12 protein-coding genes are annotated in these 17,026 nt (G+C 44.9%); 5 read left to right on the plus strand and 7 right to left on the minus strand.

The window, feature by feature from the left end:
- Position 1 precedes the first annotated feature (1 nt).
- The gene (locus tag AB4558_RS15970) at positions 2-1,891 is read right to left on the minus strand and encodes a DUF294 nucleotidyltransferase-like domain-containing protein (protein ID WP_017066062.1); all 1,890 of its coding nucleotides are present in this window, start codon (positions 1,889-1,891) and stop codon (positions 2-4) included.
- Between the two features lie 150 nt (positions 1,892-2,041).
- On the opposite strand from AB4558_RS15970, the gene AB4558_RS15975 reads away from it, so the two are divergent.
- Entirely contained in the window at positions 2,042-2,683 is a 642-nt protein-coding gene (locus tag AB4558_RS15975; RefSeq protein ID WP_017068768.1) for an outer membrane beta-barrel protein, read from the plus strand.
- Positions 2,684-2,807: 124 nt separating this feature from the next.
- On the opposite strand, the gene AB4558_RS15980 is transcribed toward AB4558_RS15975, so the two are convergent.
- The 3 genes from AB4558_RS15980 to AB4558_RS15990 all read right to left on the minus strand — a co-directional run bounded on the left by AB4558_RS15980 (position 2,808) and on the right by AB4558_RS15990 (position 6,291).
- Positions 2,808-3,998 carry an amino acid aminotransferase gene (locus AB4558_RS15980; protein WP_017065416.1) on the minus strand — a complete coding sequence of 397 codons (1,191 nt, stop codon included), beginning with the start codon at positions 3,996-3,998 and terminating at the stop codon, positions 2,808-2,810.
- 202 nt (positions 3,999-4,200) lie between these two features.
- The gene (locus tag AB4558_RS15985; protein WP_372158929.1) at positions 4,201-5,742 is read right to left on the minus strand and encodes an HD-GYP domain-containing protein; all 1,542 of its coding nucleotides are present in this window, start codon (positions 5,740-5,742) and stop codon (positions 4,201-4,203) included.
- A 249-nt stretch (positions 5,743-5,991) separates the two neighbouring features.
- Positions 5,992-6,291 carry a hypothetical protein gene (locus AB4558_RS15990; RefSeq protein ID WP_017060414.1) on the minus strand — a complete coding sequence of 100 codons (300 nt, stop codon included), beginning with the start codon at positions 6,289-6,291 and terminating at the stop codon, positions 5,992-5,994.
- 218 nt (positions 6,292-6,509) lie between these two features.
- Here AB4558_RS15990 and AB4558_RS15995 point away from each other — a divergent pair, with 218 nt between their 5' ends.
- Together AB4558_RS15995 and AB4558_RS16000 are read left to right on the plus strand one after the other, a co-directional pair.
- Entirely contained in the window at positions 6,510-7,913 is a 1,404-nt protein-coding gene (locus AB4558_RS15995) for a PLP-dependent aminotransferase family protein (protein ID WP_017065418.1), read from the plus strand.
- A gap of 127 nt (positions 7,914-8,040) precedes the next feature.
- Positions 8,041-8,247 carry a hypothetical protein gene (locus AB4558_RS16000; RefSeq protein ID WP_004734707.1) on the plus strand — a complete coding sequence of 69 codons (207 nt, stop codon included), beginning with the start codon at positions 8,041-8,043 and terminating at the stop codon, positions 8,245-8,247.
- 133 nt (positions 8,248-8,380) lie between these two features.
- Here AB4558_RS16000 and asnS read toward each other — a convergent pair whose 3' ends face one another.
- Positions 8,381-9,781 carry an asparagine--tRNA ligase gene (asnS, locus tag AB4558_RS16005; protein ID WP_017060416.1) on the minus strand — a complete coding sequence of 467 codons (1,401 nt, stop codon included), beginning with the start codon at positions 9,779-9,781 and terminating at the stop codon, positions 8,381-8,383.
- A gap of 557 nt (positions 9,782-10,338) precedes the next feature.
- Here asnS and AB4558_RS16010 point away from each other — a divergent pair.
- Entirely contained in the window at positions 10,339-11,829 is a 1,491-nt protein-coding gene (locus tag AB4558_RS16010; RefSeq protein ID WP_136982514.1) for a SulP family inorganic anion transporter, read from the plus strand.
- A gap of 102 nt (positions 11,830-11,931) precedes the next feature.
- On the opposite strand, the gene AB4558_RS16015 is transcribed toward AB4558_RS16010, so the two are convergent.
- The gene (locus AB4558_RS16015) at positions 11,932-13,554 is read right to left on the minus strand and encodes a methyl-accepting chemotaxis protein (RefSeq protein ID WP_372074216.1); all 1,623 of its coding nucleotides are present in this window, start codon (positions 13,552-13,554) and stop codon (positions 11,932-11,934) included.
- Positions 13,555-14,330: 776 nt separating this feature from the next.
- Here AB4558_RS16015 and AB4558_RS16020 point away from each other — a divergent pair.
- Positions 14,331-15,473, plus strand: a complete 1,143-nt coding sequence (locus tag AB4558_RS16020; RefSeq protein WP_017060419.1) for an amino acid permease — start codon at positions 14,331-14,333, stop codon at positions 15,471-15,473.
- 133 nt (positions 15,474-15,606) lie between these two features.
- Here the strand turns inward: AB4558_RS16020 and AB4558_RS16025 are convergent, their stop codons facing one another.
- Entirely contained in the window at positions 15,607-16,968 is a 1,362-nt protein-coding gene (locus tag AB4558_RS16025) for an L-serine ammonia-lyase (RefSeq protein ID WP_017060420.1), read from the minus strand.
- Between the last annotated feature and the right edge of the window lie 58 nt (positions 16,969-17,026).

Genomic DNA, 17,026 nt, shown 5'->3' on the forward strand with positions numbered 1-17,026 from the left:
CCTACTTAAACTTGTTGCTGGCTTGATAACGGAACTTAAGGAAGTTTTGCGCATTACTTAATATTTGGAATGCATCCTTTAGGTTACGTCGTTCGAAGTCAGACAGGTTCTCTGGCTCGATGTTGTTATCAGGCTCGATGTTGTTGTCGACATCGTGTGCTTGGTGGCGAATACGAACCAGAGAGATAAACTCCATCGCATCTTTCAAATCTTGAGCTCGGCCTTTTGGCAGAATACCGGCGTCAATAATGTCATCTAAGCGTTCGAACGAGTTCTTAGAGCGAGACGCTACCGCGAGCGAGTGAACACGAATCAAATCGGCGAGTGGCGCAGTACCACGACGCTTAAGGTTGATAGAGTTGTTGTGACGGCCATCTTTCTCCATCACGAAATCTTTGAAGAAGCCGAGCGGAGGTGTACGGTTGAGTGCGTTACGTGCAAGACACGCCAAGAAGCGATTGTTCTTACGTGCGCGTCGAACAATAAAGCTGTTCAATTGCTCGGCCCATTTCAGACGACCATAAACGCCATCTAAGTCGAAGAAGATTGAAGCATTTAACAGTGCTTTCGGGTTTGGATCATCAATCCAATCGGCAAAGCACTCTTCCCATTGTCGACGAGTCATACGCCACGTTGGGTTAGTCGCCATGATATCGCCAGTACAATACACATAGCCACACTGATCTAAGCCATCACAAATAAAGGTCGACAGCTCCTCAAAGTATTTACCGTGCTTTTTCTCGTCGTAGGTATCATCAAGAATGATTGCGTTATCTTGGTCGGTAACCAGCAGCTGCTCATCACGCCCCATAGAGCCCAGTGCGAGGAAACAGTAAGGAATAGGCGACTTGCCCAATTTCTCTTCGCCCAGTTCGATAATTCGCTGCTTAAAGCTACGACCAATTACCGACATTGCAGTACCTACCATGTGGGCGTTGGCATCTTCGTTAACTAAGCGCACAAAGCTGTCTTTTACTTGCTCGGAAAGCACCTTCAGATCTTCGATACTTTGTTGCTGGAAGATACTACTTACCAATAACAGCGAGTTTTGAGACTCATAACGAACAATATCGGTCGCTTCGATAATACCAATCGGCTTCTTATCTTTAAGCACTGGTAAATGATGCACGTTATAGCGAAGCATGGTCATCATAGCTTCGTATACGTAAGCATTGTGATCGAGAGAGATAACCTCAGGTGTCATTACGCTAGAGACTTCATCCGATGGGTCAAGCCCTTCAGCTAAAACGCGAGTACATAAATCTCGGTCGGTGATGATGCCAATCACGGGTGTTGAGTCATCTTCATCATCTTCAACGATTTCTGGATCAATGATCAGCAGGGAAGAGACATTGTCTTCGGCCATCATAGTCGCGGCTTGTTGTATCGTACGAGTCTTCTCGATCATCGGCGCTTCGCTAGTCAGTAGCGTTTTTACCTTGGATGTCGTGAGATCGTTGGCATCGTTATTACTTGAGTTTGCTTGGCGAAGACGGGCGTTGTCTTCTACTTCTACGAAATCTGCAAAGGAGTCGTAGTTGTCGTAGAGCTCTTGGAAGATAGGCTCAGGAATACAGTAAAGCAGGGTATCTTCGGTGGCTTTAACTGGGAAACGAACCTTGTTGTTGGTCAGTAGACCCATTTGCCCGAACAAGTGGCCTTCATCAAGGCGGTTATAGAGTTCGCCTTTACGACGGTAGACTTCGACTTCGCCACTTCGAACGATATATAAGTCATGAATTTGATCACCAAAGTGAATGATAGGGGTATCTTGGCGGTAATAAGAAATTTCCACGCTACTGGTCACTTTCGCCAACATCTCCTCAGGGAGTTCTGTGAAAGGGGGGTATTGTGCCAGAAAGTTTTGAATCTCTAATAACTCAGCATCCATAATGATCATCCATTGGTTTGTATGATTTCATGGTACAACATTTGATAATATTTTGCCGTCACAAATCAATCTGTGAGCTAAAACCTTTTTAAAGTCTTATGGATAGACTAACCTTTCAATTAATGGAGTGACAGTTTAAGGATGATAGGAATGTCGAAGTGGAAGCTTAGTTTTGTATCTGCGGTTTTTATGTTTTCTCCAAGTTTGTGGGCGGACACTAACGCGGTGGATATTTTAGATTACGACCATATTTATGCCACGGCGCATTCGGGCAGTTTAAATGAAGATGCAGGCAGTAATAATAACGCCTCGTCGTATGGATTAGGCGTCAGTTACGCGATGACGGATGATTGGTTGTTGCTGGGAGACTACAGCGCACGCTTTATTCACCCTGATGACACCACAACTCGAATTGATACGCTGATGCCAGGTGTTGGTTACCGTTACAGCATTAAGAAAGATTTAGATATAGTGGCTTACTACCTGCTTGGTATCACAAAAGGTAAGGTTGAAGATAATGACACCAACCGAACTGAATCTTCAGACACTGAGTTCATCCAAGGGGTAAAAGCTGAGCTTAACTATGGCTTTGCGAAACGTTGGATAGCTAACGGGAGTGTGCAAGTGAATCGAAGTGACCTGTTTGATGAAGAGGTCTATCACTTAGGTTTACGTTATCTAGTGACCAATAAGTTTGCGATTGGTGGGTCATATCAACATCGAGATGGTGAAGGTAAAATTCGTAGCGAGCGTACTCACGAGCTAGGAGTGGAATTTTTCCTAGAGTATTAGCCAGTAACGAAAAGGCTAAGTGCACTAATAGCTCTTATATACAAAGAGACAGACACAAAAAAGCCAGCTTAATTGCTGGCTTTTACACATCTATTGGTCTGCAAATACAGGTTTCGCTTTTCGATTAAAGAACCGCAGCGATACCTTTACATAGAGGACCCATGTTTGACTTAGTCATACCAGCAACACTGATACGGCCAGAACCAACAATGTAGATTGCGAATTCGTCTTTTAGGCGAGTTACTTGCTCTTTGCTTAGACCTGAGAACGAGAACATGCCGTTTTGACGTTCGATGAATGTGAAGTCTGCATCAACACCTTCTGATTTCAGTGTCGTTACGAATAGTTCACGCATCTCTTGGATACGGTCACGCATTTCTGCCACTTCTGCTTCCCATTCAGCACGTAGATCAGCATCACCAAGGATGTGAGTAACGACAGCACTGCCGTGGGCTGGTGGGTTAGAGTAGATAGAGCGGATAATGCTCTTAACTTGAGAGAATGCTGTCGTTGCTACGTCTGCTGATTCAGCAACCAGAGTGAATGCACCAACACGCTCGTTGTACAAGCCGAAGTTCTTAGAGAACGAGCTAGCAACAAGGATCTCTTTGTTGTATTGAGCAAAAATACGTAGGCCAGCAGCATCTTCTTCAACGCCTTTTGCAAAACCTTGGTAAGCAAAATCGAATAGAGGCAGCAGTTTCTTCTCAGCAACCAATTTAGCCAGTACTTCCCACTCTTCAGTTGTTGGGTCGATACCTGTTGGGTTGTGACAGCAGCCGTGAAGAAGAACGATATCGCCTTCAGAAGCTTTCTCTAGGTCAGCAACCATACCAGCGAAGTCTTTGTCTTTAGTTTCAGCGTTGTAGTAGCTGTATTGAGCAGTTTCGATCCCCGCAGCTGCGAAAACGCCGTTGTGGTTAGCCCAAGTTGGGTTACTGATCCAGATTTTCACTTCGCCCAGTTGGCGCTTGATGAATTCACCCGCTACGCGAAGTGCACCTGTACCACCTGGAGCTTGTGCTGTTTTAGCGCGTTGAGATGCAACGATCTCTGCGTCTGAACCGAAAAGAAGTTTCTGAACCGCTAGACCGTATTCAGCTGTACCTTCAATCGTTAGGTAAGATTTGGTTTTTTCGTTTTCAAGAAGTGCAGCTTCTGCTTTCTTTACTGTTTTAAGTACTGGTGTTTGACCATCTTCATTTTTGTAGATGCCAACGCCAAGGTTGATTTTCTCTGCACGAGAGTCTTTTTTAAACTCTTCAGTAAGGCCGAGGATAGGATCGGCGGGAGCAGCTAACACTTTTTCAAACATAATCTTCATCCATGTCAATTGAGAGGGGATAGTATCTATGGGTAGTTATACCTGTATGGAATTTTTAAGACAATACGAAGTGAACAGAAAGACCAAAAAAAATCCATTTCAATCAGATTTATTGACTAAAGAGGATATTTGATAACAAAACACCCTACGGATTAACCTATAGGGTGCAAGAAGTTAGTGGATTTTGAATAGATTACGCAGGTTGAGCAATAAAGCTTTCGCGCTCGAGTTCACTCGCTACATTTTTGCCATCTTTGTAGGTCGCAGCAATTGAAACAAACGCTTGTTCGACGACCAGAAAAGCTTGGACAACTTGCGGATCAAAATGCGTCCCATTGCCCTTTAAGATGATCTGTTTAGCTTGTTCATGAGTAAAGGGTGGCTTGTAGACTCGCTTCGAGATGAGCGCATCATAAACATCAGCTAATGCCATTAAACGGCCAGATAACGGGATATCTTCACCAGACAACTGATTAGGATAACCACTGCCATTCCATTTCTCGTGGTGAGTCAGAGATATCTCCTTTGCGACTCTTAAGAAAGAGCTACTTCCCAACTGCTTTTCTGCAATAGATAACGCTTCAGCCCCAATCGCGGGGTGACCTTTCATTATCTCAAACTCTTCGTCCGTCAATTTGCCCGGCTTCAATAACACACTATCAGGAACACCTACTTTGCCCACGTCGTGCAAAGGCGCAGATTTGTAGAGCAACTCGATGTAGTTTGGTGTTAACAAGCTTGAGTGGGTTTCTGATTTGCTGAGCTCTTGTGCGAGCACCTTGACGTACTCTTGAGTTCTTAGGATATGTGCGCCCGTTTCATTGTCTCGAGATTCAGCCAATGCCGATAAGCTCACAATGGCCACGTCACGTGTGGTTTTGACTTCGTTTTGCGCGGTTTCAAGGCTATCAAGCATGGTATTGGTCATAGATGCCATTGAGCCAAGCTCGTTGTAGCCGAAAATAGGTAAGCGAACGCCTTGCTCGCCATTGGTGACTTTGTTTAATGCGTGCTCTTGGCTTAGGAGAATACGCTTAATTAGCTTGCTCCAAAGCGTCATGATGGTTATCGCGTAGCCACCCAGTACCACAGCCAAATAAATAAACTCTTTGATCACGCTGATCTTGCCGGTGCCATCCAATAAGCGGTCAGGGTTATGTTCTAACCAGAAGATGTCTTTGACAGCAATCATCGTCAACATAGTCGTCAGTGTTACCAGAAGCACGATAACCAAGCCTATCATCTGCTTGACCAGTGAACTTCTTTCACCAACCAGTTGGAAGTCGAATTGTCCAGTCGTCTCCATTTTATCTATTTGGCTGAGCTTGGCATTCAATTGAAGAATGGTTCCGGTAAAGAAGCCGAATAGACTCATGCCAAACAGCACCTTCAAATTACTATCTATGGTGAATTCATAGCTTAAGTTGTAGTAGAGCGCGAAAGGCACACTTGCAGCAAAAAATAGCAGGGTATCGAGTTGCGCGAATCGGCCTTGCTTGACCAAGGTATGTTGCGCCAATGGGTAACGACGTGCGAGCCATAATAAGATAAACATAATACTGACTTGTGTGAAAATCTCTAACGTCGTTAAGCTATCGAGCATAGGGCACACCCGACTGCCATAGGTGCCAAACAGCACGCCAGCAATGACGTATAACTTAGTCGTTAGCGATTGATTGTAATTTGAAGTATCCATCGGTAAGCCTTTGTTCTCATTCTTATTAGATTTACGCATTCATTGATTCACGACTTTAGAATTGCGAATGATTAGCATAAGTGACGTGAATAAGACCGGAAATTCTATCGATAGCTTTCGTGGATTGATACAAGAAACTGGTTTGTGTTAGAGATTTGTTAGCTAGGTGGGGGTTATTGCAGCATTTTTATGAAGATACTTGAATAGCCTCGGTCGAGGTTCGAGGCTATTCAGTCTGTGTACTGGTTAGAATCGCGAGTGATTGAGTTTGCTATCTACTTTACCCCGTTACTTTTTGAGATTGATTTCAGCTTCGATTGAGCCGGTTTCAATCTCAGGGTGAGACGCTAGTTTGTCTGCAGCCCATTGGTTGATGTGTTTCAGAATAGCAGACACCGCGTGTTTTTCCGTTGGTGCTTGGTCTTGTTCGACATCGATCTTTTGCTTTGGATGTGAGCCTGTCGCATCTTCAGCAATATGGAGCCAATCTGGGTGCCAGTAATATGGCTGACCGCTCGGTGTTGTCCAACTGTGAACACCGTTTGACTCTCCTTTATAACTTAATTGGTCTGCTTCTATTTTTTTCATTGTTATCTCGCATGTTTTTGGGTTACATCAAATTATTGAGGTAGAAAGCCAACTTAGCTCCTACCTTGGGTACAAACTTAGCAAAGCTTACAAAGTTATCTGTGAACCAATTCACACTATTGTGGAAATTAGGTGCGATCATATGGATAGCAGCAATAGTTGTTGGCGTAAGTGATAAAATCACCGGCTCACAGAATTTCTCTAGGTAGTACAATTAGATGGCGCGTTATGAAGAGCTTGCAAAGGATATTCGAACTCAGATAGCCAACAATACGTGGCGATCCGGAGAGAAGATCCCTTCGGTACGCATGAGTTGTCGAAATTACAACGTCAGCAATAGTACTGTCTTACAAGCCTACCAGTTGCTAGAAAGCGAAGGGTGGATCATCGCTAAACCTCAGTCGGGCTACTTTGTAGCGCCAAGGCTGGACGGCGTTGACTACGCACAGCCACTCGTTAGTGAAAAGAAAGCCATTAATGACCGCTTATTTGATTTCTTGAAGTCGAGTTCAGCCGAAGGTGTGATTCCTTTCGGCTCTGCATTCCCAGATCCCGACCTTTTCCCGTTACCTACCTTGACTCGAAACCTTGCCAGCGCGGGTAGGAAGATGACTGGCGCGAGTGTGATAAATAATTTACCACCGGGCAGTGAGTCCTTGAGAAGGCAAATCGCACAGCGTTATCTGCAGCAAGGGATCACGGTTAATCATCAAGACATCGTGATTACGTCGGGTGCTATGGAGGCGCTCAACTTGAGCCTGCAAACGGTCACCAAGTCGGGTGATAACGTCGTGATTGAGTCTCCCGCATTCTATGGTGCTCTGCAGGCTGTCGAGAGGCTCGGACTTAACCCGATCGAAGTGGACGTTTGCCCAATCAATGGGTTGAATATAGAGCAGTTTGAAAACGCGCTACAAAACCAAGATGTTAAAGCGTGTTGGCTGATGACGACTTTTCAAAACCCAACGGGAACCAGTTTGTCGGAACAGGCAAAGCGCCGTGTGGTAGAGATTGCAGAACAGCATGGAACCTACATTATTGAAGATGACGTGTATGGCGATCTTTATTACGAAGGGCATAAGCCGAAGCCACTAAAGGCCTTCGATAAGACCGATTCCGTCTTGCTTTGTGGGTCGTATTCAAAAAGTTTGTGTCCTGGTTATCGAGTAGGGTGGGTTGTGAACACGCGTTTTAACGACGCGATTCAAAAGTTACAGCTTCTTTCTACGTTATCGAGTAGCGCTCCTGTTCAACTTGGTGTCGCTCATTTCTTAACGCATGAAAGCTACGACAATCACCTTCGTAAACTGCGTAAAAACCTTGTCGTCAGGAAAGAGCGATTTATCGATGTCATTAAGCAGTACTTTCCGCATTCAATAGAGATTGAAGAGCCGGCTGGTGGTTACTTGATATGGATTCGCTTTTCTGAAAAATTCGACAGCCAACAGTTTCATCAACTGGCTATCGAACAAGGTATTAGCGTTGCATCTGGCGATCTGTTTAGTGAGCATGGCAGAGTGGATAACGCGATACGATTGAACTTCTCTTATGAACTGACAGAAGAGAAAGAACAGGCGCTCATCTGGCTTGGCAAACTGGCACATCAACTTACGCACTCGTAAAACCTTAAGTCCCTCATAAAAAAGACAATCATTCCAACTGTACGGGTTGTTTGTGGGGTAACTGTACGCCTAATTGACCAAAGAGTTGTGATTCAATAACGGTAGACCAAATATTGGAGATACCGTTATGTTGAAAATGACTATGGGAAATGAAGTTAAGCTGATTATTGTCGCTATTGTGTGTGCGCTTCTGCTTATTCTCGGCCACGTACTGCTGGCAAAAGCATTCGCTGATATGGCGTGGGCGGAATACACCACTGCCGCGATCCCATTCGTTATGATGGCAATTTGCGGTCTTGCAATAAAATACGCTATCGACCAAGATGTGGATTAGCTTTTGAAATAATGAGTCTCAGATAGTGGTACGCAGAAGCATCTGGACTCGTTTTATTCCGAACATAAAAAAACCTCCGCAAGTGCGGAGGTTTTTGTTTGTTCTTAACTTTTAATATCGAATAGGTTTCGAATTAGAAGTTTGCAGAGCGTGGTGTACGTGGGAATGGAATCACGTCACGAACGTTACCCATACCTGTTACGTAAGATACTAGACGCTCGAAACCAAGACCGAAACCAGCGTGTGGCACTGTACCGTATTTACGTAGGTCGCGGTACCAGCTCATGTGCTCAGGGTCGATACCCATAGCAATCATACGCTCGTCTAGAATGTCTAGACGCTCTTCACGTTGTGCACCACCGATGATTTCACCGATGCCTGGTGCAAGTACGTCCATTGCTGCAACTGTTTTGCCGTCGTCGTTTAAGCGCATGTAGAAAGCTTTGATGTCTTTCGGGTAGTTCTTAACGATAACAGGTGCTTTGAAGTGCTCTTCAGCTAGGTAACGCTCATGCTCAGAAGACATGTCGATGCCCCACTCAACGTCAAACTCAAATTTCTTACCAGAGTCTAGTAGGATTTGGATTGCGTCAGTGTAGTCAACTTGTGCGAAGTCAGCGTCAACGAATTGCTCTAGACGAGTAATTGCTTGCTTGTCGATGCGAGAAGCGAAGAACTCAAGGTCATCGCGGCGCTCTTCAAGAACAGCAGCGAAAACGTACTTAAGCATGTCTTCAGCCAGTTTCGCTACATCGTTAAGGTCTGCAAACGCAACTTCAGGCTCAACCATCCAGAACTCAGCTAGGTGGCGGCTTGTGTTTGAGTTTTCAGCACGGAACGTAGGACCGAACGTGTAAACCTTGCTTAGTGCACAAGCATAAGCTTCAGCATTAAGTTGGCCAGATACTGTTAGGAACGTCTCTTTACCGAAAAAATCTTCGTTGAAGTCTACGTCGCCTTTTTCAGTGCGTGGTAGGTTTTCCATGTCTAGCGTAGAAACACGGAACATTTCACCAGCGCCTTCTGCATCAGATGCAGTAATAAGCGGAGCAGAAGTCCAGAAGAAACCTTGCTCGTGGTAGAAACGGTGAATCGCTTGAGATAGACAGTTACGTACACGTGCTACTGCGCCAATCACGTTTGTACGTGGACGTAGGTGAGCAACTTCACGAAGGTACTCGATAGAGTGACGCGTCTTAGCCATTGGGTAAGTGTCAGCGTCTTCAACCCAGCCTACAACTTTAACGTCAGTTGCTGCTAGTTCGAAGTCTTGACCTTTCGCAGGAGACTCAACAATCTTACCCGTTACTTCAACAGAGCAGCCAGTTGTTAGCTTTAATACTTCGTTTTCGTAATTATTAAGATTATTAGGAACCACGGCCTGAATCGGGTCGAAACAAGAGCCGTCATAAATGGCAAGGAAAGAGATTCCAGCTTTGGAATCACGACGTGAACGGATCCAGCCGCGAACAGTTACTTCACTGTCTACCGCTAGCTTGCCGCCAAGTACGTCTGTTACAGGCGCGTAAGTCATGTTGATTTCATTCTCCATTGAGGGACAAATTCAACTCAAAGTCTCTGGCATTGCTGCAAATAAATATACATTTGCACAATAATTAGCCGAAACATTAAGTTGTATAAACTTTTTAAATCGATTGAACATATTACCTGTCATACCGACAGCTTCAACCTTTATTCTTGCTTGGTGAAAGAAATATTGTGTCTACTGACGATAAATAGGTTTGAGGGTGTGTTTTTTGTTCGATCTTAGCGTCAGCCTTACCTTTCACCCTATGTGAGCTGCTGAACGAGCATGGCGTAATCGAAACCTTTGTTTTCAATAATGGGAGTGTGATTGTGTTGAGACTCACTCTATATTGGCGCGGATTCAGTCATTTTGGACTTGATCACCTTCTTAATTTCCCACTAAAGTACAAGAGGAGTTTAATATCTACGTGTTAATTACGCCGCCTTAACCCCTGCATTCTCTCTACACCCGCACTTTTCGAGCGCTCGCTCATTCAAGAAAAACAGTCGATCAAATTATGTCTCAACAAGGCAGGACTGGCTGTACAAGTAAAAGAGAATTACATGCTTAATTATTTAAAAAAACACTGGTTATCAAACGTTAAAGGAGATTCATTATCTGGGATTGTGGTTGCACTCGCATTGATCCCTGAAGCCATCGCATTTTCAATTATTGCAGGCGTTGACCCTAAAGTAGGGCTCTATGCCTCGTTCTGTATTTGTGTCGTCACTGCTTTGGTTGGCAGTCGTCCGGGAATGATTTCCGGTGCAACAGGCGCTATGGCGCTACTAATGGTCACTTTAGTGAGAGAGCACGGACTAGAATATCTACTCGCCGCTTCATTTCTAGCTGGCGTCATTCAGATCGCAGCTGGTTATCTCAAGCTTGGTAACCTGATGAATTTCGTTTCCAAATCGGTGATTACTGGATTTGTTAACGCGCTCGCCATTCTAATTTTCATGGCCCAACTTCCTGAATTAATCAACGTCCCTTCAAGCGTTTACGTGTTAGTCGCTTTGGGTTTGGCGATCATTTATCTGCTTCCTTATTTCCCCAAGTTTGGTCGCGCAATACCTTCTCCACTGGTCGCGATTGTTACCCTGACAATCATTAGTTTGCTCTTCGGCTTAGATGTGAGAACGATTGGCGATATGGGCAAGCTTCCCGATTCACTGCCTGTGTTCTTGATTCCTAATATTCCATTCACGTTTGAGACGCTTGCAACCATCCTGCCATATTCGATTGCTCTGTCTCTGGTTGGCTTGTTGGAATCCTTGATGACAGCGACCATAGTCGATGACCTGACTGATACTGAAAGCAATAAAAACAATGAGTGTAAAGGGCAGGGCGTTGCGAACATCGTGGCTTCCCTTTTTGGTGGAATGGCGGGCTGCGCAATGATCGGTCAGTCGATCATTAACATCAAATCAGGTGGCTTAACCCGATTGTCCAGCATGATCGCTGGGGTGGTTTTGTTGCTAATGGTGGTGTTTGTTTCTGATTGGTTGAAGCTGATACCGATGGCCGCTTTAGTGTCTGTGATGATCATGGTTTCTATCGGCACATTCTCATGGCGTTCCATTGTTGAGCTTAAAGATCACACACTGCCAACCAATGTAACCATGCTAGCAACCGTGGCGGTGGTGGTGTTTACTCATAATTTAGCAATAGGTGTTGCGGTTGGCGTGGTGCTGTCGGCTCTGTTTTATGCACATGCCAGCAAATCCATGGTGTTTATATCCGATGAAGTCGTGACAAACGAAATGCACACCATTCACCGAGTAAAAGGCCATGTCTTCTTTGCTTCGTCAGATGCGTTTGTCGACTTATTTGATTATGACAACGCGACCTCTTTAGTGACCATCGATATATCTGATGCGTCATTCTTAGATAATACCTCTGTTGAGGCGCTTGATAAGGTTGTGTTCAAGTTCCGTAAAAAAGGGGCTTACGTTGAAGTGTCAGGAATGGATAACGTGAGTGCGAACCTGATAGTCAAACACGCGATGTATCACAAGCATAAAGACTTAACCGCGGTTTCCATTACGCACTAATCTTGGTTTAAGGTACTTTTAAAGCCTGAAAGCCTGAAAGCCTGAACTAGACATTGTTATGAAGTTAAAGCGCTCATTGTTGAGCGCTTTTTTGTTGGCGATCTATGACTTCTTCTTTGTACTCGACAAAGTAAACTGATTAATCAGCGATTCAAGATGATCAGATAGCTCTTCTAAGTCATTGCTGATGTTGCGAGTTTCAGCCGCGGATTGCGATGTGTTGTTGGCGTGAGAGGTGATGGTTTCAACCTTTTGTTGAACATCTTGAGTCGCTTGTGTGGTGGATTGCGTTTGCTGCTGAATATTCTGTGCGTGAGCCAGCACCTGTTTCATCTCTTCGACCACACCATTCATTTCAATTGAAAGTGCGTCGATATCGGTTGAGCTTTGATGGGCTTGTTCGCAAACGCGATCGGCAGAAGTCAGCGACTCTTCGCTGCCTTGCTGGAACTGATGAATGATTGACTCAATACTGCCTGTTGCTTCAGCGGTTCGTGATGCAAGATGGCGAACTTCATCAGCCACCACCGCAAACCCACGACCTTGTTCTCCCGCACGTGCCGCTTCAATTGCTGCATTCAAGGCCAGAAGATTGGTTTGGTCAGCAATGCCACGAATCACACTCAATATTGAAGAGACCTCTCCGGTTTGCTCATTGAGTGTCAGTATTTTGTGTTTCACTTCTTCTATGCTGCTAACGAGGTTTTTTATCTCACTGCTTGCTTCGTGTGCTTGGTTGGCACTCTTACACGCCACATCAGCGGTGTGATTGATAAGCTCTGAAGCTGTTAAAGTCGCTTGTTCTACATTGACTTGCTGTGCCTGTATTCCTTCGACATTGTGTTGCACTTCTGCGGTTTCGCTTTGCTGGTCGCTGGCGGCTTGCTCGGTAATTTGCGCGACACTAGTCAGTTGGTTGGCAGACGCATTTAACTTGTGCGAGGTGCTTTGTACCTTTTCTAAGCTGTCAGATACGGTTCCCATGAACGAGTTGATGGAGTTAGCCAGCGTGCCAATCTCATCCTTGCTTTGTTCCGGCAGGCGAGTGGATAGGTTTTTATCGTTGCTGACTTGGGTCATAAAGCGAGAAGTCTGTTGCAGCGGGCGCACGATAATCTTACGAATTAATCCCATCGTAAGGACAAATCCGGCAAACGAGATCACTGCCATAATGCCAATAGCAGCCATGGTTTGAGTGTTAATCAGCGAGTTAACATGGTTAAGGTTAAATTCGAGACGAATCGCACCCAAGACTTCACCTTCTGGTGCCATATGACAGGCGACACAATTGGTTCCTCGGTAATCTTCACTCGACTTCATTGGCAGAGCAATAACCAAGCCTTTGCCCCAATCAGCAGAAAAAGGTTCGATAACGGTTTCGCCCGCTAGCGCTCGTTTATCAATATCGTCAACCGGTGTTTGGTTGTCATTACCTGGGCCATATAACTTGCTGACAGCGTCGGCGCGTAAAACACGAACGTCTTCAATGCCTTCTTGAGCCAGTGCTTTCTGACGAAGGGTCTCTTTTTGTGCCATGGTGCCGGTGAGCATCATCATATTGAGGCTATCGAAGTAGTTACTTGCTTTGTCGTGAAGCTGCTCACTTAGCACTGAGTTTACAAGTTGCTTTTGTTGCGAATATTGGAAATAGGTCGATATTGCCAGCAAAAAGGTGAACACGATGGCGAGGGCCACTAGGATTTTAAAGGTGATTGTTGAGCGCATAAGGTGTTTTTATTAATTATAATGACGCAAATACTGTACTAGTAAGAATTCTTACCACCTATGGGGTATAACGAATTGTGTGACCACACTCCGGTTGTGGTTATGCTTCTGTGATGTAGCAAGTTTGTGCGGATCCTGGTGTTGAAATGGAACGCGCTTCAAGCTCCTCGCTGTTCTTAAAACAGACTGTTGTTTTGGGAAAATTGAAGTGCAGCATCGAGTTTTGATTGTGCTGATAATTAGAAAAGCCTAGGTTGTTAATTAGCTCGATGTATTTGTCCGCTTGTCTTTTATCAATAAAGACTATTGTTTTAGACGACTTAGTGGTCAATTTATATCCAAATGGTTGTTTTGTTCAATTTAATAGCAAAAATTGTGGTTATAGCGTTGTGTTTCGAGGCTCATTCGATAAGATGAAAAGACCTCTATGATAGAGGTAGGGCAGCAACGGATACGCTGCTTCAAATACTATGGAATGTGACTTATTGGACACATACATGAAATTCAAGATTACATCACCGATTATTGAACCTACGGAAGGTTCACCACATCAGTTAATGCTTACTCACGCTTCTCGTTTTACCTCTTTTAAGACAAGCTCCCCTTTGAACGCCCTGTTCGACAACGTCTCTGCACGCTTCTTTACCGCTTATCGCTCCTATTGTTATTCGTTTTATAACTTTATTTCTATCTGAACTCCTTTGTCATCCGCTCGATGAACGAAGACTCACATCTATAAAAACTAAACAAATAAGTTAAAAACAATGAATATTAAAATGATGGGTAGCTCCCTAATTATCGCTGGTACCGCTCTCGGTGCTGGTATGCTTGCGATCCCAATGGTATTAGCTCAATTCGGATTGCTTTACGGCACACTGCTTATGGTACTGATCTGTTTCGGTACGACTTACGCAGCATTACTACTTCTAGAAGCGACCATCAAAGCGGGTGGCGGTCTAGGATTAAACTCTATTGCCCGAAAAACCTTGGGTAAACAAGGTCAGTTGCTTACCAACGGCTTGCTATACGCGTTGTTGATTTGCCTATTAATGGCTTACATTCTGGGCGCAGGTGACTTGCTGAGTAAGTTACTGTCTAACTTTGGCGTCGAAATTACCGCGACTACCAGCCAAACCGTGTTTACCTTGCTTGCTGGCGCAGTAGTCGCAAGTGGTACTGGTGTGATTGATAAGCTCAATCGAGCATTGTTCTTCGTGATGCTTGCTAGTTTGTTTGCAACCATGGCCTTCTTAGCGCCGAGCATGACTCAAGAAAACTTGATGCAGGTAACCAGCCATGACCACGTTGACCTAATCAAAACCAGTGCCATCCTGTTTACGAGCTTTGGCTTTATGGTGGTGATTCCAACCTTGGTTTCTTACAACCACGAAGCGACAGACAAACAGCTGCGTAACATGGTGATCATCGGTTCTCTGATCCCATTAGTGTGTTACTTGTGTTGGTTGTTTGCGGTAGTGGGCAACTTGAGTGAAGAGCAATTCAGAAGCTTTGAGAACGTATCAGATTTGATGGCGGCGTTTGAGGCTCAGTCTCCTTGGGTGGGTAACGTTCTGTCTACCTTCACGGGCTTGGCGTTGTTGACCTCTTTCTTTGGTGTGGCGATGGCGTTGTTCAACCAGAACAAAGACATGTTCAACCAAAATACAGCGGTAACGTACTGCATTAGCTTTATCTTGCCGTTGGCTGGTTCATTGCTTGCGGCAGACAAGTTCCTACAAGTACTGAATTACGCAGGTATCATCTTGGTGTTCCTAGCGGTGTTTGTTCCTCTGGTTATGGTCCACAAACAGCGTTTCATGAAAGTTGCTGATGACCGATACCGAGCAGAAGGTGGCAGCGCAATGATGTTGTTCTCACTGCTGTTTGGTTGCTTCCTGCTTATCTCACAAGTGATCTAGTTCTTTGGTCCATTATCTAAGATGCGAATCGAGCATCTTAGATATAAGTGGCCGGAATTCAGATACAAAAAAGGAACGCATCGGCGTTCCTTTTTATTATCTGCTGATTAAAAACAGATTGATTCAAAGGCTATCAACAAACAACCTTAACAGCCAAACCACCTTGAGAAGTCTCACGGTATTTAGCGTTCATGTCTTTACCTGTTTCTAGCATTGTTTCGATAACTTTATCTAGAGAAACAGTAGGAGCAGAAGAACGACGAAGTGCCATACGAGTCGAGTTGATTGCTTTAACTGCAGCAATACCGTTACGCTCGATACATGGTACTTGTACTTGGCCAGCAACTGGGTCACATGTTAGACCTAGGTTGTGCTCCATGCCGATTTCTGCAGCCATACATACTTGCTCAGGGCTACCACCCATAAGCTCAGCAAGACCAGCAGCAGCCATAGAACATGCCACACCAACTTCACCCTGACAGCCAACTTCAGCACCAGAGATAGAAGCGTTACGCTTGTAAAGACCACCGATCGCGCCAGACGCTGCGAAGTAACGGATGTAATCTTTCTCTGTCACTGTTTGGATGAATTTATCGTAGTAAGCCAATACAGCAGGGATGATGCCACATGCGCCGTTTGTTGGTGCCGTTACTACACGACCGCCAGCTGCATTTTCTTCGTTTACTGCGAAAGCAAACATGTTTACCCAGTCAACAACCGACATTGGATCATTGGTTGTTTTTTCTGAAGTCATTAGCTGTTGGCGAAGTGCTGCTGCACGACGAGGTACACGTAGTGGACCAGGCAGGATACCTTCAGTATTCATACCGCGATCCATACACTCACGCATAGTTTTCCAGATGTTAGCGAAGTAAGTGCGAGACTCTTCGTCTGAGTGGAACGCTGCTTGGTTTTTCATAACCAGTGTACTGATAGAAAGACCGCTTTCTTTGCACTGATTAACCAGCTCTTCAGCTGTTGTGAATTCGTAAGGTGCTTTGATTGGGTTTTCTTCTTCTTTGCCGAAGTTCTCTTCGTCAACGATGAAACCGCCACCAATTGAGTAGTACGTTTTTGAGTATGCAACTTCGTCACCAACCCATGCATGAATGCTCATGCCGTTCTCGTGTAGAGAAAGGTTGCTAGTGTGGAAGTTCATACCGCCATCGCGTGGGAACGATACTGTATGACAGTGCATGCCAACAGGAAGGCGCTCAGTTTCTTCTACGCGAGCAATGAAGCCAGCAATAGAATCGATATCAACACGCTCAGGAGTATTGCCAGCAAGACCCATGATGATTGCGATATCTGTGTGGTGACCTTTCCCTGTCAGTGATAGTGATCCATATACGTCCACGGTGATTTTAGTGATGTCGCGCAATTTTCCCATTGAACGTAGGTCATCAATAAATTCTTTACCCGCTTTCATTGGTCCAACTGTGTGTGAGCTCGATGGACCAACACCGATTTTATAGATATCAAATACACTAATCATAGCGATTACCTCAAAAAGAGAGCCTCCCAAGGGGAGTAGGGAGGCTCATTTATTATCA

This window comes from Vibrio sp. 10N.222.51.C5, assembly GCF_041474575.1.
In the GTDB taxonomy this organism is placed as follows: domain Bacteria; phylum Pseudomonadota; class Gammaproteobacteria; order Enterobacterales; family Vibrionaceae; genus Vibrio; species Vibrio crassostreae_C.

What these genes read in the sequence shown, in the direction of transcription:
- AB4558_RS15970 (WP_017066062.1), bottom strand. Translation starts at nt 1,891, where the DNA reads ATGGATGCTGAGTTATTAGAGATTCAAAACTTTCTGGCACAATACCCC.
- AB4558_RS15975 (WP_017068768.1), top strand. Translation starts at nt 2,042, where the DNA reads ATGTCGAAGTGGAAGCTTAGTTTTGTATCTGCGGTTTTTATGTTTTCT.
- AB4558_RS15980 (WP_017065416.1), bottom strand. Translation starts at nt 3,998, where the DNA reads ATGTTTGAAAAAGTGTTAGCTGCTCCCGCCGATCCTATCCTCGGCCTT.
- AB4558_RS15985 (WP_372158929.1), bottom strand. Translation starts at nt 5,742, where the DNA reads ATGCGTAAATCTAATAAGAATGAGAACAAAGGCTTACCGATGGATACT.
- AB4558_RS15990 (WP_017060414.1), bottom strand. Translation starts at nt 6,291, where the DNA reads ATGAAAAAAATAGAAGCAGACCAATTAAGTTATAAAGGAGAGTCAAAC.
- AB4558_RS15995 (WP_017065418.1), top strand. Translation starts at nt 6,510, where the DNA reads ATGGCGCGTTATGAAGAGCTTGCAAAGGATATTCGAACTCAGATAGCC.
- AB4558_RS16000 (WP_004734707.1), top strand. Translation starts at nt 8,041, where the DNA reads ATGTTGAAAATGACTATGGGAAATGAAGTTAAGCTGATTATTGTCGCT.
- asnS (WP_017060416.1), bottom strand. Translation starts at nt 9,781, where the DNA reads ATGACTTACGCGCCTGTAACAGACGTACTTGGCGGCAAGCTAGCGGTA.
- AB4558_RS16010 (WP_136982514.1), top strand. Translation starts at nt 10,339, where the DNA reads ATGCTTAATTATTTAAAAAAACACTGGTTATCAAACGTTAAAGGAGAT.
- AB4558_RS16015 (WP_372074216.1), bottom strand. Translation starts at nt 13,554, where the DNA reads ATGCGCTCAACAATCACCTTTAAAATCCTAGTGGCCCTCGCCATCGTG.
- AB4558_RS16020 (WP_017060419.1), top strand. Translation starts at nt 14,331, where the DNA reads ATGATGGGTAGCTCCCTAATTATCGCTGGTACCGCTCTCGGTGCTGGT.
- AB4558_RS16025 (WP_017060420.1), bottom strand. Translation starts at nt 16,968, where the DNA reads ATGATTAGTGTATTTGATATCTATAAAATCGGTGTTGGTCCATCGAGC.